Genomic DNA, 22,838 nt, shown 5'->3' with positions numbered 1-22,838 from the left:
GGCGGACTCCACTCGTACAAATTCGAAAAGAATAGTAGGCGTTACTCTAAGAAACGTTCATTTTTGACACAGACGCTAAGAAAGCGCCTGCGACCGCTATCAGCGGTTTTCCGTCCTGCAATCACCGGAGGATCGTCAGCGGAAGGGCGGATCATAGCGCAAAGCGAGGCAGAGATCTTCCCTTTCTACACAGTTTTGATCCTTTTTATCCACAGGCCAGAGGCGCGCAAAGAAGTTTACGCCAGTTGCGGGAAAAACCAGCAGGGATCTGGCGCAATCCATTAAAATTTCGGGCGACATCTCATTTTATCCCCAGGATCCGGCAAGCCGATCGCAATAAGATCCCGTGCGATCCTTGCGCTTTAGTGCGGAGCCCGTATAATTCTCCACCCGACATTGAGCCATCAGGCGCAAAGTCGGGACTCTGCGGGCTGTATGCGGGTTTTCAGGCACTATGACACGCGAAGTAAATTGACTCGGGACTGTACAATTATTACAATCCCGCCTCTTTATTAAAGACACATTGAGGCGTAGGTCGATTTTCTGGCCCGAAACGCGTCACCCAGTGAAAATTTTCAAGTTTAGGTAGAAACCGCCATGAAACGCACTTTTCAACCGTCCGTACTGAAGCGCAACCGTTCACACGGTTTCCGTGCTCGTATGGCAACAAAAAATGGTCGTCAGGTTCTGGCACGTCGTCGTGCTAAAGGCCGTTCTCGTCTGACCGTTTCTAAGTAATAAAGCAAGCCCTGATGGGTAAGCTCGCATTTCCCAGGGAGTTACGTTTGTTAACTCCCACTCATTTCACTTTCGTCTTCCAGCAGCCACAACGGGCTGGCACGCCGCAAATTACTATTCTCGGCCGCCTTAACGCGCTGGGGCATCCCCGCATCGGTCTCACCGTCGCTAAAAAACATGTGAAACGCGCTCATGAACGCAACCGGATCAAGCGATTGACCCGCGAAAGCTTTCGTCTGCGTCAACATGAACTGCCGTCGATGGACTTCGTGGTGGTCGCGAAGAAGGGGGTTGCCGATCTGGATAACCGTATGCTGGCGGAAGCGTTGGAGAAATTATGGCGTCGTCACTGTCGCCTGGCGCGCGGCTCCTGATCGTCCTGATACGCGTCTATCAACGCGGCATCAGTCCATTACTGGGACCACACTGTCGGTTTCACCCGACCTGCTCTCATTACGGAATTGAGGCATTACGCAGGTTCGGCCTGATAAAAGGCAGTTGGTTGACATTAAAACGCGTATTAAAATGCCACCCCTTGAACCCGGGTGGTGACGATCCTGTGCCGCCAAAAACCTTTGATACCAGAGAACATTAACGATGGATTCGCAACGCAATCTCTTTCTCATCGCTTTTCTGTTCGTGACCTTTATGATCTGGCAAGCCTGGCAGACGGACCACGCTCCGCAGCCACAGCAGACGCAGACCACACAAGGCACAAACAGCGTAGCGGGTGATACCGCCAGTCAGGGTGTACCGGCCAGCGGTCAGGGCCAGACGATCACCGTTAAGACTGATGTCCTGTCATTGAATATCAACACCCGAGGCGGTGATGTTGAACAAGCACAGCTGCTGACTTTCCCGGACAAACTGGGTTCTAACCAGCCGTTCCAGCTGCTTGAAACAACGCCAGCGTTCCTTTATCAGGCACAGAGTGGTTTGACCGGTCGTAATGGCCCGGATAACCCGAACAACGGCGCGCGTCCGCTGTTCAACGCTGCGCAGGATCACTTCGAGATGGCTGATGGCCAGTCCGAACTGCGTGTGCCGATGACCTACACCGCTGAAAATGGCGTGGTTTACACCAAAACCTTCATCTTCAAGCGTGGCGAATATGCCGTTAATGTCGATTATCATGTCAACAACACCACCCAGCAGCCGCTGGAAGTGTCGCTGTTTGGCCAGCTGAAGCAGACCATCGATCTGCCTAAGCATCGTGATACCGGCAGCAACAACTTTGCTCTGCACACCTTCCGTGGCGCGGCCTACTCCACCAGCGAGTCGAAATATGAGAAGTATAAATTCGACACCATCGCGGATAACGAGAACCTGAACGCCACCACCAGCAATGGCTGGGTTGCGATGCTGCAGCAGTACTTTGCAACGGCATGGGTTCCGCGTACCGAAGGCACCAACACCCTTTACACCAGCAACCTGGGTAATGGCGTGGCGGCGATTGGCTATAAATCTGCACCGGTCACCATTGCTGCGGGCGCACAGCAGAATCTGGGTGCAACGCTGTGGGTCGGCCCGGAAATTCAGGACAAGATGGCAGCGATTGCGCCGCACCTTGATCTGACCGTGGATTACGGCTGGTTGTGGTTTATCTCTCAGCCGCTGTTCAAACTGCTGAAATTTATTCACAGCTTCATCGGTAACTGGGGCTTCTCCATTATCGTGATCACCTTCATCGTGCGCGGCATCATGTACCCGCTGACCAAAGCGCAGTACACCTCGATGGCGAAGATGCGCATGCTGCAGCCGAAAATTCAGGCGATGCGTGAGCGTCTGGGTGATGACAAGCAGAAGCAGAGCCAGGAAATGATGGCGCTGTATAAAGCAGAGAAAGTGAATCCGCTGGGTGGCTGTCTGCCGCTGGTGATTCAGATGCCAATCTTCCTGGCGCTCTACTACATGCTGTCAGGCTCGGTTGAACTGCGTCATGCGCCATTTATTCTGTGGATCCATGACCTGTCAGCGCAGGACCCGTACTACATCCTGCCGATTCTGATGGGCATCACCATGTTCTTCATTCAGAAGATGTCACCGACCACCGTGACCGATCCGATGCAACAGAAGATCATGACGTATATGCCGGTGATTTTCACCGTGTTCTTCCTGTGGTTCCCATCAGGTCTGGTGCTGTACTACATCGTCAGCAACCTGGTCACCATTCTCCAGCAGCAGCTGATTTATCGCGGCCTGGAAAAACGTGGTCTGCATAGCCGCGACAAGAAGAAAGCGTAAGCGATCCAGAGCGGGAGCAATCCCGCCCTAAAATAGTCTATTCTCAGGCGGTCAAAGCGACCGCCTGTGTTTTTTGTAGCGAGAGAAAATTTATGAGCCACAGCGATACCATTGTTGCCCAGGCGACGCCGCCCGGACGCGGCGGCGTAGGCATTCTGCGCGTCTCTGGCGCCCAGGCGGCAGAGGTCGCCCGCCAGCTGCTGGGCAAACTGCCTAAGCCGCGTTACGCCGATTATCTGCCGTTCACCGATAGCGATGGCCGCGTGCTGGATCAGGGCATTGCGCTGTGGTTTCCTGGTCCTAACTCCTTTACTGGTGAAGATGTGCTGGAGCTGCAGGGCCACGGCGGCCCGGTGATCCTGGACCTGCTGCTGAAGCGCATCGTGGCGCTGCCTGGCGTGCGTATCGCTCAGCCGGGTGAGTTTTCAGAGCGTGCGTTTCTGAATGACAAGCTCGATCTGGCGCAGGCCGAAGCGATTGCTGACCTGATTGATGCCAGCTCTGAGCAGGCGGCGCGTTCGGCAGTGAACTCCCTGCAGGGCGTTTTCTCCACCCGTATCAATCATCTTGTGGAAGCACTCACTCACCTGCGGATCTATGTCGAAGCCGCTATCGACTTCCCGGATGAGGAGATCGATTTCCTCTCTGACGGCAGAATCGAAGCGCAGCTGAATACGGTGATCGGCGATCTGGATGCCGTCCGTGCCGAAGCGCGTCAGGGCAGCCTGCTGCGTGAAGGGATGAAAGTGGTGATTGCGGGCCGGCCTAATGCGGGCAAATCGAGCCTGCTGAATGCGCTGGCGGGCCGTGACGCCGCCATCGTCACGGATATCGCAGGCACCACCCGTGACGTACTGCGTGAGCATATTCATATTGATGGCATGCCGCTGCATATCATCGACACCGCTGGTCTGCGTGAAGCCAGCGACGAAGTGGAGCGCATCGGGATTGAGCGCGCCTGGCAGGAGATCGAACAGGCTGACCGCGTGCTGTTTATGGTGGACGGCACGACGACCGATGCCACCGAAGCGGCGGCTATCTGGCCCGATTTCGTCTCTCGTCTGCCGCCCGAACTGCCGATTACCGTGGTCCGCAACAAGGCGGATGTCACCGGGGAGTCCCTCGGTCTGACAGAAGTAAATGGTCACTCACTGATTCGCCTGTCGGCACGCACCAGCGCGGGCGTGGACGAGCTGCGCGATCACCTGAAGCAGAGCATGGGCTTCGCCGGCAATATGGAAGGCGGCTTCCTGGCGCGTCGCCGTCATCTGCAGGCGCTGGAGCTGGCGGCAACGCACTTACAGCAGGGTAAAGCGCAGCTGCTCGGTGCCTGGGCCGGTGAGTTACTGGCGGAAGAGTTGCGTCTTGCCCAGCAGGCGTTAAGCGAGATCACCGGCGAGTTCACTTCTGACGATTTGTTGGGTCGCATCTTCTCCAGCTTCTGTATCGGTAAATAACCGTGCTGGCCTGATAGCGTCTTGCTGTCAGGCCAGATTTCCTGCCACGCTGCCTCCCTGTTATTCCCGCTTCTGCGTTGATTCTTGCTGATATGTTATTTTGCGGCGGCACGGCATTGCCGTATAACGGTTGAAGCGCCGATCTGACGTGCGGCGACGGATTGCGGTGAATAATCCCCGCCTCATCCCGCCGCGCCGGACCGGACGCAAACCCACTACGTGAACACCGTTGGGCGAACTTTTTCGCCTGAAACAGGAGAGTTGCATGAGTACACCGCTCGACACTGCCGCACTGGACACGCTGTTTAATGACGCCCGCACCCATAGTTACTGGCAGGCTAAGCCCGTCGATAACGCCCTGCTGGAGCAGCTCTATGCTTTAACGGCACTGGGCCCGACCTCGGCGAACTGCTCGCCTGCGCGATTTGTTTTCGTGACCTCGGCGGAAGGCAAAGAGAAGCTGAAACCGGCACTCTCTTCCGGCAATCTGGAAAAAACCATGAGCGCGCCGGTCACGGTGATTGTGGCCTGGGACCGCGAGTTCTATGAGCAGCTGCCCGCCCTGTTCCCGCATGCTGATGCGCGCAGCTGGTTTACCGGCAGTCCCGAGGCGGCAAAAGAGACCGCTTTCCGTAACAGCAGCCTGCAGGCGGGCTACCTGATTCTGGCGGCGCGTTCGCTGGGTCTGGATGCCGGTCCGATGTCCGGGTTTGATCCGGCCAAAGTCAATGACGCCTTTTTCCCCGACGGTCAGTGTCAGGTTAACCTGCTGATTAACCTTGGCTATGGTGACGCGTCAAAACTGCATCCGCGCCTGCCGCGACTGAGCTTTGAGCAGGCGAGCCGTTTCGCCTGATGCTGCCCGCGTCGCGATTCGAATCGCGACGCTTATCTCTGGTCGATCCCCGCAACTCAGCTCACTCTGCTCATCCTATTCCGAATTTATCCCAATCTGTGCGTTGCCAGGTGCATTAAGGTAAGAAAATTCCTACAATGCTTCTGATGATTATCTGACCATTTTCACGGAGCGACAGATGGCTGGTCATTTTGTACGCTGGACGGGCGATCCCGGCTTCCCGGCTAATGATTTACGCATTCCTCAGGCTATCACCGACACGGCACAGCAGTTTGCTGAGAAACGCCGTGGGCGATTTCTTGCCGCCCGTACCCTGCTGGCACAACTGATGCTACGGGTTTATGGCATTGGTGAGCTGCCGCGCCTGCTTATCCAGAGCAACGGACGCCCCTTTTTTGCTGACAGCGATCTGCCCGATTTCAGCATCGCCTATGCGGGCAATACGGTGGGTGTGCTGCTGGCCGAAGAGGGTGGGCGTGCCGGTCTGGATATGGAGATTGTGCATGCCAGAAGCCGTCAGACTCAGGAGCAGCTGATTCAGGGATTAACCTCGGGCGAGATCGCCTGGATCAATGCCCAGCAGGATGCCATGGAGGCGGTGACGCAGATCTGGACATTACGCCAGAGCATTCTCAAGCTGACGGGAGAGGGCGATCGGGGGCTGGATTCGCTGCGCCTGTTGCCCGGTGCGGGTCGGCTGCGATCTTCACTCTATCCCGATATTCAGGTGGTGTGTGATGCGGAGCCTATGCTGGTCTGGTCGTGCGCGCTGTCGTCTGCGACTCAGCGTCTGCATCTGTGGGAGATGAATAACGCCTTTCAGTGGCACGCATTACGCGAAATAGAGATGGGTAAGCCCAACATCGGGCCTCATGCTCTGCGGCTGACCAGCCTGCCCAGCGAGCGCAGCCTGCATCCTGAAATGTAAAAAGCCGCAACCCGGAGGTTGCGGCCCTGAATGCGCTTAGTGCGCGTCTACAAAAACAATCTTCAGCACAAACAGCAGAGCAACAATCACTACGCAGGGGCTGATTTCACGCCAGCGGCCAGTACCCAGCTTCATGACGCAGTAAGCGATGAATCCCAGCGCAATGCCTTCGGTGATGGAAAAGCTGAAGGGCATCATGGCGGCGGTCACAAACGCCGGAACGGCTTCGGTCAGATCATCCCAGCGTACGCGCGACAGGCTGGCGGTCATTAACACCCCAACGTAAATCAGCGCGCCCGCAGCGGCGTAGGATGGCACCATCGCGGCCAGTGGTGACAGGAAGGTCACCAGCAGGAACAGCAGGCCGGTGACCACGGCCATCAGGCCGGTACGGCCACCAATCGCCACGCCCGAGGTGCTTTCGATATAGGCGGTCACGGATGAGGTGCCCGCCAGCGCGCCACTCACTGAACTGATGCTGTCGACATAGAGCGCCTGCTGCATGCGCGGGAAAGTGCCGGTTTCATCGGTCAGTCCCGCTTTGTCGGTGACGCCGATCAGCGTGCCGGAGGAGTCGAACAGATTGACCAGCATAAAGGAGAAGATCACGCCCGCCATGCCGATGTTGAAGGCGCCTTTGATATCCACCTGGCCGACCACAGAAGAAATGGAAGGCGGCGCAGAAAACAGGCCGACAAACTTCACGTCACCCAGCATCCAGCCGATAGCAGTGGTAACCACCATCGAGATCAGCACTGCCGCGTGGATATTGCGTGATGCCAGAATAGCGATGATAAAGAAGCCCAGCGCGCCCAGCAGTACGCTGTGCGAGGTCAGGTTCCCCACGGCCACCAGGGTATCGGGATTCGGCACGATAATACCGGCATTCTTCAGCCCCATCATGGCGATAAACAGGCCGATACCGGCGGTAATGCCGACGCGCAGGCTCAGCGGGATATTGGCAATCATCCAGTAGCGAACCCGCAGCAGCGTCAGGATCAGCAGGCCGACCGCACCCCAGAAGATCGCGCCCATACCCACCTGCCACGAATAGCCCATCGCGCCAACCACCACAAAGGCAAAAAAGGCGTTCAGCCCCATTGCGGGCGCCAGCGCCACCGGCAGATTGGCAAACAGTCCCATCAGAATGCTGCCGAAAGCGGCAATCAGACAGGTGGTCACAAACACCGCCTGGGTATCCATGCCGGCGACGCCGAGGATCTGCGGATTGACGAAGACGATGTAGACCATCGTCAGAAAGGTGGTGATACCCGCGATCACTTCGGTGCGCACCGTGGTGCCATGTTCCTGCAGCCTGAAGATGCGCTGCAAAACGCCTTGCTTGCTCATGCCATCCATCCAGAAGAAAAAATCATCGGCGCGTATCCTGGCGATTTTACCGGGGCAATACAATGATTTTTCGCAACCGATTGCCAGTCTCGCAATCTGCGCTGAGTGCGGTAGAGTGTGGAGCACACCCCTGAATCGAAGGATAGAGTCTGATGTCAGTAGAATGCGTCTTTTTTGATTGCGATGGCACGCTGGTGGACAGTGAGTTGCTCTGTACCCAGGCCTACGTCAACACCTTTGCCCGTTACGGCCTGGAACTGTCGCTGCAGCAGATGTTTGAAAAGTATAAGGGCGTCAAACTCTACGACATTATTCGTGACGTCGGCGACGCGCATCAGGTGACGCTGCCGATGGAAGAGGTGGAGACTGCTTATCGCGCAGAGGTCGCGCGGCTGTTTGATCAGCAACTGCAGCCCATCCCGGGCGCGAAAGCGCTGGTTGAGCAGATCAAGGTGCCGATGTGCGTGGTTTCAAACGGGACGGTAAAAAAGATGCAGCACTCGCTGGGCTTAACCGGCATGCTGCCGCTGTTTGCGGAGCACCTCTACAGCGGCTATGACATTCTGCACTGGAAGCCCGATCCGGAACTGATGTACCACGCTGCGGAACAGATGCAGGTGCCGATTGAGCGCTGCATTCTGGTGGATGACTCCGAAGCGGGCGCCCGCGCCGGTATCGCCGCTGGCATTCCGGTCTACTACTACTGCGCTGACCCACACAACCCTGAACTGGATCACCCGCTGGTGACGCGCTTCGACGATATGGCGCAACTGCCTGCGCTGTGGCGCGCCCGTGGCTGGGATCTGGTGTAGCGCGGGCCAGCATGACACACACCGTCTGGTTTTTAACCCTGCCCGGCGTGATGGCGCTGGATCTCACCGGCCCGGCCGAGACGCTGAAGCTGGCGGGCGAGCACTTTACGCTGCGCTACATCGGCCCGCAGCCGGAGGTGGTCTGCTCCACCGGCATGACCATTGGCGGCATCGAACCGTTACCTGAACAGTTGCCCGCCGGGAGTCTGCTGGTGGTGCCAGGCGTCTATGACTCGCAGGTCTGTTACGCCACGCCGCAGGCCGGAGAGGCACGCGAGTGGCTGATGCGCCAGCACGGCGCGCTGCGCGCGCAGACCTTTATGCTGGTCTGCGTCTGCTCGGGAGCGCTGCTGGCGGCGCAGGCAGGCATGCTGGATGACGTGGTCTGCACCACTCATCATGATGTGATTGCCCGTCTGAAAGCCGCGGCCCCGCGCGCACGGGTGCAGGAGAACCGGGTGTTTGTCGGGCATGAGAATATCTGGACCAGCGCAGGCATCACGGCGGGAATCGATCTGGCGCTGCATCTGATTAATCAGCTCTGTGATACGCAAACCGCGCTGGCGGTAGCGCGGGAGATGGTGGTCTGGTTCCGCCGGGCCGGTGACGATCCGCAACTTTCGCCGTGGCTGCGTTACCGCAACCACATGCATCCGGCCATTCATCGGGCGCAGGATCTGATGATTGCCCATCCTGAGCACGGCTGGACCCTGACCGAGCTGGCTGGACGCACGCATGTCAGCAGCCGCCATCTGGCGCGGCTGTTTCGCCAGCATCTGGGGATTAGCGTGCGTGAATACCATGAGCAGCTGCGGGTTGGCGTGGCACGCCAGCGTCAGCAGCAGGGTGAATCTGCCGAAAAAGCGGCGCTGGCGGCGGGGTTTTCATCGGCGCGCCAGCTACGGCGCGCCCGCCAGCGCGAAGCCGATCAGCTGACAAAGTGACGGGTATCGACGCGTTTCAGCGCCATCCCCAGCAACAGGCTGCCGCCCAGTGTCAGCCCGAACACCCAGGGCAGGTCGAGCCACGGACGCGACATATCATCGTAATGATGCGTTCGCAGGTAGTGAATGAACAGCGCATGAAAGCCGTAGATCGGCAGTGAATAGCGTGCAATCACCGTTAAACCCGGCAGCGTGCGCTGGTTCAGGCTGTTTTTAAACACGATGAGCAGGCTGATCGCGGCGATAAACACCAGCGGTCCGCAGTAGAGATACCAGGTGTCATTAAACGCCCCGTTGACGATCAGCGCCTGTTTCGTCCCTAACGTAATGCCAATCACACAGGCGATAAACAGCCCGGCAGCCAGCGGCGTCAGGCCGCGCCGGGTCGTTTCCATGGTGCCGATAGCCCGTCCCAGCAGCGCATAGAGCAGGTAGTAGATACTGTCACCGCTGACATAGAGATTAACCGGCAGAAAGTGAAACGGCCCCAGCGACTGGCTGACCGTATTGGGGTTGGCGAGCACCGCCAGCACCAGCACCAGCAGCGCCACGTAGCGCGCCTGCACGGTTTTTACCTGGATCAGGGGTGACAGCAGATAGATGCCGATCAGCGCAAAGAAGAACCACAGGTGATAAAACACCGGCTTCTGCAGCATCTTCAGGATTGATCGCCCTTCGCTGATGGGGGTCAGCCAGGTGATATAGGCCAGCGATACCGCGCTGTAGAACAGCAGACAGAGCACCAGCCGGAGCATATGGCGCGGCTGGGCGCTGCGTTCGCCGAAAAACAGATAGCCGGAGATCATAAAGAACAGCGGAACACAGACGCGTGATGCTGAGTTCAGCAGATTAGCCGCATCCCAGGTGATGCCAGTCACCGCCATCGGCCCGGTGATATACCAGGTGGTGGTGTGAATCACGATCACCATCAGGCAGGCAACCGCGCGTAAATTATCGATCCAGTAAATCTTATGCGGCATGGCATCCTCTTGCGCATCGCGTCCGTGCGCAAAAGGGTAGCCAAATGCGACCAGAGCAACAACTGCTGCCAGCAGGATTCGGAGCCATCTGTATGCCAGCGCCCTGAATCACCGCGAAAACGCGCCGGTAGCGCCTGGGATTTACGGCTGCACATCGCGCGGTCAAAGGGTATACTGTCGGCCTCTTTTTTTAATCTAACCGAAGCGCGTGCACACTCAACATGCAAAAGTTTGATACCAAAACCTTTCAGGGGCTGATCCTGACCTTGCAGGATTACTGGGCGCGTCAGGGCTGCACCATTGTCCAACCGCTGGACATGGAAGTGGGCGCTGGCACTTCACACCCGATGACCTGCCTGCGCGCACTCGGCCCGGAGCCGATCGCCGCCGCTTACGTGCAGCCATCACGCCGTCCTACCGATGGCCGCTACGGTGAAAACCCGAACCGCCTGCAACACTACTACCAGTTCCAGGTGATCATCAAACCCTCACCGGACAACATTCAGGAGCTCTATCTTGGCTCGCTGAAAGAGCTGGGTATGGACCCGACGGTGCATGACATTCGCTTCGTGGAAGATAACTGGGAAAACCCGACGCTGGGTGCCTGGGGACTCGGCTGGGAAGTGTGGCTCAACGGCATGGAAGTGACGCAGTTCACCTACTTCCAGCAGGTTGGTGGCATGGAGTGTAAGCCGGTGACCGGCGAGATCACCTACGGTCTGGAGCGTCTGGCGATGTACATCCAGGGCGTCGACAGCGTTTACGATCTGGTGTGGAGCGACGGTCCGCTGGGCAAAACCACCTACGGCGACGTGTTCCATCAGAATGAAGTGGAGCAATCCACCTATAACTTCGAATACGCCGACGTTGATTTCCTCTTTACCTGCTTCGAGCAGTATGAGAAAGAGGCGCAGCATCTGCTGGCGCTGGAAAAACCGCTGCCACTGCCCGCCTACGAACGCATTCTTAAAGCGGCACACAGCTTCAACCTGCTGGATGCCCGCAAAGCGATCTCGGTAACAGAGCGTCAGCGCTATATTCTGCGCATTCGTACCCTGACCAAAGCCGTGGCTGAAGCTTACTACGCCTCTCGCGAGGCAATGGGCTTCCCGATGTGCAATAACAAAAAGTAAGAGGCAGCCATGACTGAACAAACCTTCCTGGTGGAGATCGGCACCGAAGAGCTGCCACCAAAAGCCCTGCGCAGCCTGGCAGAAGCCTTTGCCGCGCAGGTCACTGCTGAACTGGATGCCGCTAACCTGAGCCACGGCGAGGTCAGCTGGTTTGCTGCGCCGCGTCGTCTGGCGCTGAAAGTCGCTAACCTGAGCGCCTCACAACCCGATCGGGAAGTAGAGAAGCGCGGACCGGCAGTCGCTGCTGCGTTTGACGCTGACGGCAACGCGACTAAAGCCGCTGAAGGCTGGGCGCGTGGCAACGGCATTACCGTCGATCAGGCTGAACGTCTCGCCACCGATAAAGGCGAATGGCTGGTTTATCGCGCTCAGGTCAAAGGCGAAGCGGCCCAGGCGCTGCTGCCCGCAATGATCGCTACCGCGCTCAGCAAGCTGCCGGTGCCAAAACTGATGCGCTGGGGCAACAGCGATGTGCAGTTCGTTCGTCCGGTTCACACCGTGACGATGCTGCTGGGCGATGAGCTGATCCCAGGCACCATTCTGGGCATTAAGTCAGATCGGGTTATTCGTGGTCACCGCTTTATGGGTGAAAGCGAAATCACGCTCGACAACGCCGATCAGTACCCTGATGTGCTGGAAAAACGCGGCCAGGTCATTGCCGACTATCAGGTCCGCAAAGCGATGATTAAAGCCGATGCTGAAGCAGCAGCACGCCGTTTAGGCGGCAACGCTGATATCAGCGACAGCCTGCTGGAAGAGGTGACATCGCTGGTGGAGTGGCCGGTGGTCCTGACCGCGACCTTTGAAGAGAAATTCCTCAAGGTGCCTGCGGAAGCGCTGGTCTACACCATGAAAGGCGATCAGAAGTATTTCCCGGTGTATGACAATGACGGCAACCTGATGCCGAACTTCATTTTCGTCACCAACATCGAATCCAGCGATCCGCGTCAGATTATCTCCGGCAACGAGAAGGTGGTACGTCCACGCCTGGCCGATGCGGAGTTCTTCTTTAATACCGACCGCAAAAAGCGTCTGGAAGATCACCTGCCGCGTCTGGAGACGGTGCTGTTCCAGAAAGAGCTGGGCACGCTGCGCGATAAAACCGATCGCATTCAGGCCCTGGCGGGCTGGATTGCCGGTGAAATTGGCGCAGATGTGAATCACGCCACCCGCGCGGGCCTGCTGTCGAAGTGTGACCTGATGACCAACATGGTCTTCGAGTTCACCGACACCCAGGGCGTGATGGGCATGCACTACGCGCGTCACGACGGCGAAGCCGAAGATGTGGCGGTGGCGCTGAATGAGCAGTATCAGCCGCGCTTTGCCGGTGACGATCTGCCGTCCAGCCCTGTCGCCTGTGCACTGGCGATTGCCGATAAAATGGATACGCTGGCCGGTATTTTCGGCATTGGTCAGCATCCAAAAGGCGACAAAGACCCGTTCGCACTGCGTCGTGCGGCGCTGGGCGTGCTGCGTATCATCGTTGAGAAGAAGCTGCCGCTCGATCTGCAGACTCTGACCGAAGAAGCGGTGCGCCTGTATGGCAGCAAGCTGAGCAACGCCCGCGTGGTGGATGATGTGATCGACTTTATGCTGGGTCGCTTCCGCGCCTGGTATCAGGAAGAGGGTCACAGCATCGACACGCTGCAGGCGGTTCTGGCGCGTCGTCCGACCCGTCCGGCTGACTTTGATGCACGCATGAAAGCGGTGTCGCACTTCCGTACGCTGGAAGCAGCCGCAGCACTGGCGGCGGCGAACAAGCGCGTCTCTAACATTCTGGCAAAATCGACTGAAACGCTGAATGAGAGCGTGCAGGCGTCGCTGCTGAAAGAGAATGAAGAGATCCAGCTGGCGACCTTTGTCACTGCGCTGAGCAGCAAGCTGCAGCCTTACTTCGCTGAAGGTCGTTATCAGGATGCGCTGGTCGAACTGGCACAGCTGCGTACTGCGGTAGACAACTTCTTCGATAAAGTGATGGTTAACGCCGACGATCAGGCGGTGCGGGTTAATCGCCTGACGCTGCTGTCAAAACTGCGTGAGCTGTTCCTGCAGGTCGCGGATATCTCACTGCTACAGTAATGCTATTTGTTGTGCGAAAAAGGGACGAGCAATCGTCCCTTTTTTTATGGGATTTTTTTGGCCTGATGTCTTCGACTCATACCTGAGTGTGACCGCTATAGCGGCCATTTTTTAGGGTGCAAATGAATACGCTAAAGTGCTCAAACTGCCATTGCCGGTCATCAGGAATCGGCTGTTGTGATGCGCCAGATTATAAATGTTTCATATATATCAAATGGTTACTTGTTAATTTTTCTCCTGTCATACTCTAAATTTTTTCATCAATCCGGTGGTTAAGAAACCGCCCTAAAAATAGCCAGCCCTCTTGTTTTTCCCCTCACCTGATGGATAATTCGCCAGAATTTACACCCGGTTACATTTAGTGAAATGGAATTTTCATGAAAAGGATTTGTTTATCGCTCTGGCATCCGCCAGTGCGTCTGCTCACCATGGTGGCAGGCGCGCTGCTCTGCTCTGCTTTCCCGCTGATGGCAGCCCCACCAGCCGATAATCCCCGCGAAGAAGGCCAGGCAATTGAAACCGGGCAACAGTTGCGTCAGCAGATGCGTGAAAATAATTCTAAAAGGTGTTTAGATGAATGTCTCAAATATGGATATGCAGCAAAAACTTGAAGTTTCCATCACTAAGGCTGCAAAAATTCTGCCTGGTGATGTCGGCCAACAATTGTTGGCAATGCTGACCCCTCAAGCATTGGCCACAATGGCTGCAATAACTGGTTTATGGGCTGGTGCACACTTTTTTGGTATTGGTGAGTTAGCTGACCTCATTCTGATTGTGGCGGGTTGGGTTGCCGTAGGTGGTGTGGCTGTTGAGGCTTCAAAAAAGCTCTACGAATTCGGTAAGACAACATACAAAGCCAGAACTGAAAGTGATCTTGATGATGCGGCTGCCTATTTAGCTGCAGCCATTACCATGATTGGCGTAGATACTGTGATGGCGATTTTACTGAAAAAGAACCCTCGCGACGCCTTCAGGCATTCATACAGAAATATACGTATGCCTAAATACAGCGCATCAGTGGGCCGCGCAATGAATGGCCCCCGAAACACTTCTTCATCCTGGCGGTATCGCCCAAAAATCCGCTTTACTGATAGGCAAAATGCCGGGTTAGGTTCAACTAATTTATGGGGTGACATTACTATTGGCAGAGCCTACGACCGTACAGTAAAAACAGCGGAACAAGCGGCTGAGGATGTTCTGGCGGCCATATATCATGAGCGGGTACATTCCTCCATTGCGCCAAAGTTTTATCTGCTTCGAGAGCTTAGAGCCTTTATGCATACTAGCTCCTACAACAGGTCATATATTTTACGTTATCTGGAAGAAGCATTTGCCGAGATGGTTGGGCTAATGAGAGCGAAAGGAATGTCACCACGTTATGTTATTAATGGTTTCAAATTCCCGTTAACCAATAACTATGAGATTACCTTTACCGCACTTCGACATGAAGCAGCTGGCGTATTTCTTGGGCCGGTTGTTGTAGGCGGTGCTATGTACAATGTCTATTATGGAATTCAGCAATGATAAGCTTAGAAGACGCTAAGGACGCCGCTCGTGACTACGCATCCCGGCATAAAATGGGATGGAGTGAGAAATTTACTTTCATTCAAACGGCTTTTTATGATGGTGTTGAATGCTATATCGTTGAGACTTCTAGCGAAGATGTAGAAAACAAGTCATGGATGGAGATTGAGACCTCTACTCCCGTGAATATTTACGTCGATATGAAAACTGGAAAATGTTTTGGGCATCAGTTTGGTAATAGGGGTTTTAACAAGGGTATTTAATATTCTCAATCATTGACCAGCTAATACCGTGTGGCCTGGCCTTTGCCGTAGACGGCGTCGCCCGTCATGACGGCGACACAGAACTTACGACGGGTGATAACACATCGGGTCGCCCACTGTTACCGGCTGAACTGGCCCTGACGGCGCTACAACAGCTGGAGAAAGTCGCCACAACCATCCCCAATAATGGTCTGTTCAGCCAGCATACCGCGGCGGGCAGCCCGTATCTGATCGTGACTGACGAGCGTTTTACCAGCAAGAGCAAATTTATCAGCAGCGACTATCTGCTTGAACGGGTGGGTTACGACCCGTCACAGGTGCATAAACGCCTGGGCGACGGTTTTTATGAGCAGCGTCTGGTACGCGAGCAGGTCCTGAAGCTGACCGGCAGGCCTTCCGTTAACGGCTGGGATGCGATGGCGCAGTATCAGGAGCTAATGAACAACGGCTCTAAAGTGGCGCAGGATTTCCATCTGGTGCCGGGCGTGGCGTTGACGCCGCAGCAGATTGCGGCGCTGCAACAGGATATCGTCTGGCTGGTCAGCGAAACGGTTGATACGGCAGACGGCCCTCAGACGGTGTGGGTGCCGAAAGTTTATCTGGCACAGACCACGCTGCGCCTGACTGGCGCGGGCGCGGTGATTGGCGGCGGTAATCTGCAGCTCTCGGCAGACAGCGTGACTAATGCCGGTAACCTCTTTGCGGACCAGGCGCTCTCCATCGACAGCGGGCAGTTTCAGCACCTGGGTGGCGATATCAAGGCGGGCAGCATTGATGTGAAGGCGGAGACGCTGACGATCAGCACCGATCTGCAGAATGCCCTGCGTCAGGCGACGATGAGTGCTGAGGATATCAGCCTCAGCGGCACCGATATCCGGCTGCAGGGCGCGAAACTCAATGCCACCAATAACCTCAGTCTGAGCGCGCACAACAACCTTGAGATCGGTGCCGCGAAAAGCAGTCACAGCGGCAGCCTGAACGTGATCTCCGGGGCGATGGGTAACCGCACCAGCAGCGGCATAGAAGAAGCGGGCAGGCGCATGGCGCAGGTCAGCGGCGAGTGGCAGCAGGCGCAGGGCAGCGAGCTTAACGCCGGTGGCAATCTTCTGCTCTCGGCCGGGCGTGACCTGACGCTGACCGGTAGCCAGGCCAGCGCCTCCGGCTCTGCCCGGGTTCAGGCTGGCGGCGACATTCACATCGGCGCTGAAACCACCACCAATGCCACCCATCTTGAGGCTGGCAGCCGGACTTCATCGGTCAGCAACAGCCGCACGGAAGATCGCCTGGTGCTCAGCACCCTGAGCGGTGACCAGGGCGTGACGCTGGTGGCGGGTAATAACCTGCTGGCCGAAGGCGCGCAGGTTGATAGTACCGAGGGCCGCATTGGCATCAGCGCGCAGAACGTTACCATCAAGGACGCGCATACCCGCACGCAGGACCTGGACAGCGAGAACAGGCGGCTGGGTAATACCCGCAGTCATCGTGACGAGGAGACGATTCGTGAGGGCAGCATGGGAAGCACCTTCGGCGGAGAGCAGGGCGTAATGGTCATCGGGCGTGAGGGTGACGTGACGGTCACCGGCAGCACGCTGCACAGCGGACAGGGTGCTGTTGCGCTGCAGGCGAAAAAGGATGTCATCCTCAGCCACACGACAGACAGCGAGCACCGCGTCTCAGAAGAAAAAAGTCGCGGCCGGAAAACCAAAGGTGAACGCTCAGAGGAAATGCTGAGTGAGAACGTGGTGGGGAGCACACTCAGTGGACGTGATGGCGTCACGGTGGTAGCGCAGGACGGCAGCATCACCGCCACGGCCAGCACTCTGCACAGTGAGCTGGGGGCCGTTGCACTGCAGGCGAAACAGGATGTGACCCTCAATACCGCCACCGAACGGGCGTTGGACTTTAGTGAAGAACGTTCTGAGAGAAAAGGCTTCCTGAAAAAGAGCAGCAGCCACACTATTACGCAGGACGGCAGCACGCGCGAGAACGGCAGCCTGCTGAGCGGCGAAAGTGTCACGGTCATTGCCGGGCGCGACCTGACGGTGACCGGCTCGGCGGTGGCCGCCGATCGGGACGTCAGTCTGCGGGCCGGACGCGACGTGGAGATCGGCGCGGCAACCGAGACCGACAGCCACTACCAGCTGAAAGAAAAGAAAAAGAGCGGGCTGCTGGGCAGCGGTGGCATCGGTTTCACCGTCGGCAAGCAGTCCACGCGGCACGAAATTGATGAAAAAGGCACCACCCAGAGCCAGAGCGTCAGCACCATCGGCAGCAGCCAGGGCAGCGTGGACATCACGGCGGGCAACCGGCTGCACGTCGGCGGCGCAGACCTGGTGGCGGGTAAAGACATGAACCTGACGGGCGACAGCGTAACTATCGACCCGGGCTTTGATTCACGCAGCCGTAAGGAAACCTTCGAACAGAAACAGAGCGGTCTGAGCATCGCCCTGTCAGGCACGGCAGGCAGCGCGCTCAACACGGCGGTGAGCAGCGCGCAGCAGGCGAGGAAGTCGGGCGACGGGCGGGTCAGCGCGCTGCAGAACACCCAGGCGGCGCTGAACGGGGTGCAGGCGGCGCAGGCGGCTCAGATGGACGGGCTGAATACTGCCGCCGCAAACGCACACAATGCCGCCGGCGACCTGAAGCCGGGGCAGGACGGCTATCAGGCGGGCTCGACCAACACCATCGGCGTCAGCGCCTCGTACGGCAGTCAGTCGTCGAAAAGCGAAACGCGTACCGAGAGCAGTCAGTCGAAGGGCAGTACGCTGACGGTGGGCCGGAATCTGACCGTCACGGCAACCGGCAAAAACGGTACGGCGCAGAGCGGCGACATCAGCATCGCCGGCAGCCAGCTGAAGGCGGGCGGCGACCTGGGTCTTGATGCGTCACGGGACATCCTGCTGCAGTCGGCGCAGAACACGCAGAGCACCGATGGGAAAAACAGCAGCAAGGGCGGCAGCGTCGGCGTAGGTATCGGCGTCGGGTCAGGCGGCTACGGCATCAGCGTGTCGGCGAGCGTCAACGCGGCGAAGGGCAGCGAAAAAGGCAACGGGCTGACGCACAGCGAGACCACGCTGGACGCGGGCAACCGGCTCAGCCTGACCAGCGGGCGCGACACGACGCTCACGGGCGCGCAGGCCAGCGGTGAGAGCGTGAAGGTGGACACGGGCCGCAACCTGACGCTGACCTCAGAGCAGGACAGCGACCGCTATGACTCGAAGCAGCAGAGCGCCAGCGCGGGCGGCAGCTTCACCTTCGGCTCAATGACCGGGTCGGCGAACTTGAACGTGAGCCGGGATAAGATGCACAGCACCTGGCAGAGCGTGGCGGAGCAGACGGGGATTTTTGCCGGGAAGGGCGGCTTTGACGTCACGGTGGGTGAGCATACGCAGCTGAACGGCGCGGTTATCGGTTCCACCTCTAACGCCGATAAGAACCGGCTCGACACCGGCACGCTGGGCTTCGGCGACATAGAGAACCACGCGGAATATGAGGTGGAGCATCAGAGCGCGGGCATGAGCACCGGCGGCAGCATCGGCGGTCAGTTCGCCGGGAACATGGCGAACGGCATGCTGGCGGGGCTGAACGACAGCGGCAGCGCGGACTCCACCACGAAGGCGGCGGTGAGCGAAGGCACGATAGTCATCCGCGACCCGTCGAAGCAGAATCAGGACGTGGCAGAGCTGAGTCGCGACGTGGCGAACGCGAACCCGGGGCTGGACGTCATCTTTGATAAGGAGAAGGAGCAGAACCGGCTGAAGGAGGCGCAGCTTATCGGGGAAATCGGGGCTCAGGCGGGGGATATCGCACGGACGCAGGGCCAGATAGCGGGCCTGAAGGCGCAGCAGGATCCGGCGGCTCTTCAGGCGGCGCGTGAGCAGCTGTCGGCAAGCGGTAAGCCTTATACGGAAGCCGATATATCGCAGCGGGCGTATGACAACGCGATGAAGCCGTTCGGCACGGGTTCGTCGCTGCAGCAGGGCATCAGCGCAGTGACGGCGGCAGTGCAGGGCCTGTCGGGCGGGAACGTGGCGCAGGCGATAAGCGGCGCGTCGGCACCGTACCTGGCGGAAAAGATACACGAGCTGACCACGGACGCGAACGGTAAGGTTAATGTCCAGGCGAACCTGATGGCGCACGCGGTGCTGGGTGCGGTAACCTCGTACGCGGCGGGCAATGCTGCGCTGGCCGGAGCCTCGGGCGCGATGATGGGCGAATACATCGCGCAGCAGCTGTATCCGGGGGTTAAGCGCAGTGACCTGTCTGAGGAGCAGCGGCAGACGATAAGCGCGCTGGGTACGCTGGCGGCGGGTCTTGCGGGCGGCGTTGTGGGTGACAGCACGGCGGATGTTGTTGCGGGGGCTCAGGCGGGTAAGAACGCGGTTGAGAATAATGCGCTGCACGCCGAAGGCGAGAAGCAGCGTCAGGATGCGAAGTGGTCGCTGCCGTATCTGGAAGCCGAAAAGAAACAGCAGGCTGAGAAGTTAATCAGTGACCTGAATGCGAAAGATAAGGCATTCGATGAAGCGTTAGACTCAGCCTGTAAAGGGCTTTCTTCAGCAGCCTGCCAGGGAATGCGGCAGGAACTGGCAGCGATGTCGAAGAGTTATGACCAGCAGCTCGACGGCCAGTATATCGGCACGATGGGCAGCGTTTATAAAGAAGGAAAAGGTCAGGTTGACGCGCTGATGTGGCAGTATGCCTCGGCGGATGCGAAAGCGGAGCGCGAAGCCAACGTTAACCGTATCGCTGAAAACTGGGGTGTGAGTAAGGAGACAGCAGACGGCCTCTATACCGCGATGGCTGGCGTTCATACCACAGCGGCGATTGGTGGCGCGGTTTATGGGATGAAGGGAAGTAGTTCGGCGCAGACAGGTAAGAATCCCGCTTATATAGAAGAGCCACCTTTCAATCCCTCAGGCACAGGCGGAGCTGCGCAACCGTGGTCGACTAAAGGTCGTATCAACTATGTTCAGCTACCGAATGAAGGTAAAATTCGTTATATACCGCCAGAGGGGTACTCTGCATCTCAACCTCTGCCAAGAGGCCCAAATAAAGGTTACATTGACAAGTTTGGGAATGAATGGGTTAAAGGCCCATCTCGTACAGCGGGCCAGGCATTTGAGTGGGATGTCCAGTTATCACGAACAGGTAAAGCTCAGTTAGGTTGGGCAACGCGAGATGGCTCTCACCTTAATATCTCCCTTGATGGAAAAGTTACGCATAAGTGAAAACTATGAAAATAGATTTTTATCAAGAAGTAGAAATTAAAGCGGATGCTAAAAATAGTAAGTACGCAAAATGCAAGGGAGTCGTTCTTGGAATCAGCGAGGAGGAGAATACTGTCTTTGGTTACTCTGTAGTAATTCATGGGAAAGAAAACACAGTGTACTTCGATAAAGATGATGTTTCCCCCACTGGTATTACCTTCAGTCGAGAAGACTTTTATTGATAAAAAGCCCGGCTATAATGTGCTGACTCCATAAAGTTGGACATCCAACAAGTAGGGGTTCACTTCATTAATAGCCGGTTTGTTTTATCAGCCCCTACGCAAAATGCCCGTCATCACGCTTAAACTGCGGCGCGTCACTGGTGCTGTGCATCGCACCAGGAAACTCCGTCAGCCACTGCGCCACCTTCTTCCGGTTGATGGGCACCACGCTTAAGCCCTCGACGCAGCCCCACAGTTCGCGGGTGGCGGGCCTGAAGGTGCAGAAAGATCCGGAAGCACTGGCGGCTGCGAGGGAAGAGCTGGTCAAAAAAGGGAAGCTGAACCCGACGGCAGATGAAATAGCGAAGCAGGCTTACGACACGGCGCAGAAACCGTTCGGGACCGGCGGTAAGGTGCAGCGTGCCATCAGCGCAGTGACGGCGGCAGTGCAGGGCCTGTCGGGCGGGAACGTGGCGCAGGCGATAAGCGGCGCGTCGGCACCGTACCTGGCGGAAAAGATACATGAACTGACCACGGATGCGAACGGTAAGGTAAATGTCCAGGCGAACCTGATGGCGCACGCGGTGATGGGCGAGTACATCGCGCAGCAGCTGTATCCGGGGGTTAAGCGCAGTGACCTGTCTGAGGAGCAGCGGCAGACGATAAGCGCGCTGGGTACGCTGGCAGCGGGTCTTGCGGGCGGCGTTGTGGGTGACAGCACGGCGGATGCGGTGGCGGGGGCTCAGGCGGGAAAAACGTCGCTGGAAAATAACGCACTGAGTGATATTGCGCAGGCGCAGTCTGAAGGTAAGACGCCGGAACAGAAGGCCGGTGAGTACGTTGAGGCGGAAAACGAACGCTATAAGAAGGCAAACTGCGGCGGCATGAGCGCCGAAGCCTGCTCGGTGAAGATGTATGAAGAGCGGCGTGAAGCGCTGAAAGATATGGCTTCGCTGGGTGCTGACTTCGTACCTGTTGTGGGTGATATCAAAAGCTTTGCGGAAGCGCAGTCGGCGCTTGATTACCTTGTGGCTGCAATCGGTATCATTCCTGGCGCGGGAGATGCGGCAGGCAAGGTCATCAGGGCAGCAGAAACGGCGCTGAAGAAAGGCGACGTGGCTGAAGCGTCGAAGCTGATTAATAAGGCCAGCGATGAAATATCAGGGCATTTACCGAGTTCTGGCCAAATATCTTTACCAAGCTCTGGAGTTGGATCTAATGCTGCATTCTCAGTTAACAATGCACAACTAGGTAAAAAGCTTGGAAAACACGTTGAAGATTTTGGTGGTAATGCATCGAACGCAGCAGATAGACAGCGTGTATTAGATATTATCAATGATATCGGTTCTCACCCGGATAAAGTTATTGCTGGAAAATTTGCGGGGCAAGGTACTGGAATCGGGGCCAGTCGTGGAGATGTATTTTTTAGGATCAAGGGTAATAATGTTGTTGTTACCAAACCAGATGGTAGCTTCGTCACTATCCTTAAAGATGGTATTAATAATACATCTGTAATAAATGCATTGAAGGGGGATCCGAAATGATTAATGTTGTGGGAGGATATCAAAAATGGGCTCGCAGTGTCGTTGGAAGAAAGCTTCTAAGGGTTAATGGGGTGATTTATTCGCTTGAAACTCATGATTTTAGTCACCCTCAGCAATTACAGCTTGTTTTTTCAGAAGTTGAAGAGATGGAGAGTTTTAAATGTGGAAGGGATGGCTCGACACTTGAATTAACAGACGTATCTCTCCAGGGAAATGATCTTGGCGAATATGGGAGAGAAACGGTCATTGATATTTCACACGTTTATCCGTTCGTTAATTATCTCGAAAAAAAACTTTTAAAAGTATTTTTAATTTTTTCTTCATTAGAGGATGCATTTATAGGTGTAAAGCTGGTTTTTGAAGGTGAATTAATCTTGTTCATTATGAATGTTGGAGATGAAATAAGTATGTTGGAATCTTTGTCGTCATCATATGAACAAGACGAAGGTATTAAATATCAACACTTATAAATTAGAACCTAGACCTCAATTAACCGACGTTTTCTTAACTTTAATGATCAGATTTTCGCGTACAGCAGGTTCGGAATGGGGCGTA

The 22,838-nt window shown here is 56.6% G+C and carries 20 protein-coding genes and 2 pseudogenes; 19 read left to right on the top strand and 3 right to left on the bottom strand.

The window, feature by feature from the left end; translation table 11 throughout:
- Positions 1-597 precede the first annotated feature (597 nt).
- The 7 genes from rpmH to ACXKZD_RS19020 all read left to right on the top strand — a co-directional run bounded on the left by rpmH (position 598) and on the right by ACXKZD_RS19020 (position 6,223).
- The gene (rpmH, locus tag ACXKZD_RS19050) at positions 598-738 is read left to right on the top strand and encodes a 50S ribosomal protein L34 (RefSeq protein ID WP_003849659.1); all 141 of its coding nucleotides are present in this window, start codon (positions 598-600) and stop codon (positions 736-738) included.
- Between the two features lie 14 nt (positions 739-752).
- Positions 753-1,112, top strand: coding sequence for a ribonuclease P protein component (gene rnpA, locus ACXKZD_RS19045; protein ID WP_008926396.1), 360 nt, complete (start codon positions 753-755; stop codon positions 1,110-1,112).
- Positions 1,076-1,333: a membrane protein insertion efficiency factor YidD gene (gene yidD / locus ACXKZD_RS19040; protein WP_008926397.1), complete on the top strand. Its 258-nt coding sequence runs from the start codon at positions 1,076-1,078 to the stop codon at positions 1,331-1,333. The genes rnpA and yidD overlap by 37 nt, the downstream gene beginning before the upstream one ends.
- A 2-nt stretch (positions 1,334-1,335) precedes the next feature.
- A complete protein-coding gene (gene yidC, locus ACXKZD_RS19035) occupies positions 1,336-2,982 on the top strand; it encodes a membrane protein insertase YidC (RefSeq protein WP_010258933.1) in 1,647 nt (548 codons plus the stop codon).
- A gap of 92 nt (positions 2,983-3,074) precedes the next feature.
- Positions 3,075-4,439: a tRNA uridine-5-carboxymethylaminomethyl(34) synthesis GTPase MnmE gene (gene mnmE, locus ACXKZD_RS19030; RefSeq protein ID WP_010258935.1), complete on the top strand. Its 1,365-nt coding sequence runs from the start codon at positions 3,075-3,077 to the stop codon at positions 4,437-4,439.
- Positions 4,440-4,704: 265 nt separating this feature from the next.
- On the top strand, positions 4,705-5,295 hold the full coding sequence (locus tag ACXKZD_RS19025; protein WP_187494904.1) for a malonic semialdehyde reductase: 591 nt from the start codon (positions 4,705-4,707) through the stop codon (positions 5,293-5,295).
- A 178-nt stretch (positions 5,296-5,473) separates the two neighbouring features.
- A complete protein-coding gene (locus ACXKZD_RS19020) occupies positions 5,474-6,223 on the top strand; it encodes a 4'-phosphopantetheinyl transferase family protein (protein ID WP_488981800.1) in 750 nt (249 codons plus the stop codon).
- Positions 6,224-6,259: 36 nt separating this feature from the next.
- Here the strand turns inward: ACXKZD_RS19020 and ACXKZD_RS19015 are convergent, their stop codons facing one another.
- Complete coding sequence (locus ACXKZD_RS19015) at positions 6,260-7,573, bottom strand: NCS2 family permease (protein WP_045139491.1); 1,314 nt, start codon at positions 7,571-7,573, stop codon at positions 6,260-6,262.
- A 152-nt stretch (positions 7,574-7,725) separates the two neighbouring features.
- Between ACXKZD_RS19015 and yieH the strand changes: the two genes are divergently transcribed.
- Positions 7,726-8,385, top strand: a complete 660-nt coding sequence (yieH, locus tag ACXKZD_RS19010) for a 6-phosphogluconate phosphatase (protein ID WP_010258939.1) — start codon at positions 7,726-7,728, stop codon at positions 8,383-8,385.
- An 11-nt stretch (positions 8,386-8,396) separates the two neighbouring features.
- Entirely contained in the window at positions 8,397-9,329 is a 933-nt protein-coding gene (locus ACXKZD_RS19005; RefSeq protein WP_324700506.1) for a GlxA family transcriptional regulator, read from the top strand.
- Here ACXKZD_RS19005 and ACXKZD_RS19000 read toward each other — a convergent pair.
- Entirely contained in the window at positions 9,314-10,309 is a 996-nt protein-coding gene (locus ACXKZD_RS19000; RefSeq protein ID WP_187494906.1) for an acyltransferase, read from the bottom strand. The two genes, ACXKZD_RS19005 and ACXKZD_RS19000, sit on opposite strands and share 16 nt — an antisense overlap.
- Before the next feature lie 221 nt (positions 10,310-10,530).
- On the opposite strand from ACXKZD_RS19000, the gene glyQ reads away from it, so the two are divergent.
- The 8 genes and pseudogenes from glyQ to ACXKZD_RS18960 all read left to right on the top strand — a co-directional run bounded on the left by glyQ (position 10,531) and on the right by ACXKZD_RS18960 (position 20,760).
- Positions 10,531-11,442, top strand: a complete 912-nt coding sequence (gene glyQ / locus ACXKZD_RS18995; protein ID WP_010258942.1) for a glycine--tRNA ligase subunit alpha — start codon at positions 10,531-10,533, stop codon at positions 11,440-11,442.
- A gap of 9 nt (positions 11,443-11,451) precedes the next feature.
- The gene (gene glyS / locus ACXKZD_RS18990) at positions 11,452-13,521 is read left to right on the top strand and encodes a glycine--tRNA ligase subunit beta (RefSeq protein ID WP_488981799.1); all 2,070 of its coding nucleotides are present in this window, start codon (positions 11,452-11,454) and stop codon (positions 13,519-13,521) included.
- Between the two features lie 413 nt (positions 13,522-13,934).
- Entirely contained in the window at positions 13,935-14,132 is a 198-nt protein-coding gene (locus tag ACXKZD_RS18985) for a hypothetical protein (protein WP_244636161.1), read from the top strand.
- On the top strand, positions 14,095-15,045 hold the full coding sequence (locus ACXKZD_RS18980) for a hypothetical protein (RefSeq protein ID WP_033759366.1): 951 nt from the start codon (positions 14,095-14,097) through the stop codon (positions 15,043-15,045). The genes ACXKZD_RS18985 and ACXKZD_RS18980 overlap by 38 nt, the downstream gene beginning before the upstream one ends.
- Positions 15,042-15,308: a hypothetical protein gene (locus tag ACXKZD_RS18975; protein WP_031593498.1), complete on the top strand. Its 267-nt coding sequence runs from the start codon at positions 15,042-15,044 to the stop codon at positions 15,306-15,308. The genes ACXKZD_RS18980 and ACXKZD_RS18975 overlap by 4 nt, the downstream gene beginning before the upstream one ends.
- Before the next feature lie 35 nt (positions 15,309-15,343).
- A pseudogene (locus ACXKZD_RS18970) lies at positions 15,344-19,876 on the top strand (hemagglutinin repeat-containing protein); the annotation flags it as partial.
- Between the two features lie 6 nt (positions 19,877-19,882).
- Positions 19,883-20,539: a polymorphic toxin type 17 domain-containing protein gene (locus ACXKZD_RS18965; RefSeq protein WP_080740542.1), complete on the top strand. Its 657-nt coding sequence runs from the start codon at positions 19,883-19,885 to the stop codon at positions 20,537-20,539.
- A 5-nt stretch (positions 20,540-20,544) separates the two neighbouring features.
- The gene (locus ACXKZD_RS18960) at positions 20,545-20,760 is read left to right on the top strand and encodes an Imm31 family immunity protein (protein WP_050482658.1); all 216 of its coding nucleotides are present in this window, start codon (positions 20,545-20,547) and stop codon (positions 20,758-20,760) included.
- A 94-nt stretch (positions 20,761-20,854) separates the two neighbouring features.
- On the opposite strand, the pseudogene ACXKZD_RS18955 reads toward ACXKZD_RS18960, so the two are convergent.
- A pseudogene (locus ACXKZD_RS18955) lies at positions 20,855-21,004 on the bottom strand (SymE family type I addiction module toxin); the annotation flags it as partial.
- On the opposite strand from ACXKZD_RS18955, the gene ACXKZD_RS18950 reads away from it, so the two are divergent.
- Complete coding sequence (locus tag ACXKZD_RS18950; protein WP_488981798.1) at positions 20,958-22,283, top strand: VENN motif pre-toxin domain-containing protein; 1,326 nt, start codon at positions 20,958-20,960, stop codon at positions 22,281-22,283. The pseudogene ACXKZD_RS18955 and the gene ACXKZD_RS18950 sit on opposite strands and share 47 nt — an antisense overlap.
- Positions 22,280-22,753: a hypothetical protein gene (locus ACXKZD_RS18945; RefSeq protein WP_307515683.1), complete on the top strand. Its 474-nt coding sequence runs from the start codon at positions 22,280-22,282 to the stop codon at positions 22,751-22,753. The genes ACXKZD_RS18950 and ACXKZD_RS18945 overlap by 4 nt, the downstream gene beginning before the upstream one ends.
- Positions 22,754-22,838: the final 85 nt, after the last annotated feature.

The organism is Pantoea sp. ABR1s (assembly GCF_057812235.1).
This window is presented reverse-complemented; position numbering and strand designations above follow the sequence as displayed.

Excerpts from the sequence above, each read along its gene's own strand:
- rpmH (WP_003849659.1), top strand. The coding sequence starts at position 598 with ATGAAACGCACTTTTCAACCGTCCGTACTGAAGCGCAACCGTTCACAC.
- rnpA (WP_008926396.1), top strand. The coding sequence starts at position 753 with ATGGGTAAGCTCGCATTTCCCAGGGAGTTACGTTTGTTAACTCCCACT.
- yidD (WP_008926397.1), top strand. The coding sequence starts at position 1,076 with ATGGCGTCGTCACTGTCGCCTGGCGCGCGGCTCCTGATCGTCCTGATA.
- yidC (WP_010258933.1), top strand. The coding sequence starts at position 1,336 with ATGGATTCGCAACGCAATCTCTTTCTCATCGCTTTTCTGTTCGTGACC.
- mnmE (WP_010258935.1), top strand. The coding sequence starts at position 3,075 with ATGAGCCACAGCGATACCATTGTTGCCCAGGCGACGCCGCCCGGACGC.
- ACXKZD_RS19025 (WP_187494904.1), top strand. The coding sequence starts at position 4,705 with ATGAGTACACCGCTCGACACTGCCGCACTGGACACGCTGTTTAATGAC.
- ACXKZD_RS19020 (WP_488981800.1), top strand. The coding sequence starts at position 5,474 with ATGGCTGGTCATTTTGTACGCTGGACGGGCGATCCCGGCTTCCCGGCT.
- ACXKZD_RS19015 (WP_045139491.1), bottom strand. The coding sequence starts at position 7,573 with ATGAGCAAGCAAGGCGTTTTGCAGCGCATCTTCAGGCTGCAGGAACAT.
- yieH (WP_010258939.1), top strand. The coding sequence starts at position 7,726 with ATGTCAGTAGAATGCGTCTTTTTTGATTGCGATGGCACGCTGGTGGAC.
- ACXKZD_RS19005 (WP_324700506.1), top strand. The coding sequence starts at position 8,397 with ATGACACACACCGTCTGGTTTTTAACCCTGCCCGGCGTGATGGCGCTG.
- ACXKZD_RS19000 (WP_187494906.1), bottom strand. The coding sequence starts at position 10,309 with ATGCCGCATAAGATTTACTGGATCGATAATTTACGCGCGGTTGCCTGC.
- glyQ (WP_010258942.1), top strand. The coding sequence starts at position 10,531 with ATGCAAAAGTTTGATACCAAAACCTTTCAGGGGCTGATCCTGACCTTG.
- glyS (WP_488981799.1), top strand. The coding sequence starts at position 11,452 with ATGACTGAACAAACCTTCCTGGTGGAGATCGGCACCGAAGAGCTGCCA.
- ACXKZD_RS18980 (WP_033759366.1), top strand. The coding sequence starts at position 14,095 with ATGAATGTCTCAAATATGGATATGCAGCAAAAACTTGAAGTTTCCATC.
- ACXKZD_RS18975 (WP_031593498.1), top strand. The coding sequence starts at position 15,042 with ATGATAAGCTTAGAAGACGCTAAGGACGCCGCTCGTGACTACGCATCC.
- ACXKZD_RS18965 (WP_080740542.1), top strand. The coding sequence starts at position 19,883 with ATGCGGCAGGAACTGGCAGCGATGTCGAAGAGTTATGACCAGCAGCTC.
- ACXKZD_RS18960 (WP_050482658.1), top strand. The coding sequence starts at position 20,545 with ATGAAAATAGATTTTTATCAAGAAGTAGAAATTAAAGCGGATGCTAAA.
- ACXKZD_RS18950 (WP_488981798.1), top strand. The coding sequence starts at position 20,958 with ATGGGCACCACGCTTAAGCCCTCGACGCAGCCCCACAGTTCGCGGGTG.
- ACXKZD_RS18945 (WP_307515683.1), top strand. The coding sequence starts at position 22,280 with ATGATTAATGTTGTGGGAGGATATCAAAAATGGGCTCGCAGTGTCGTT.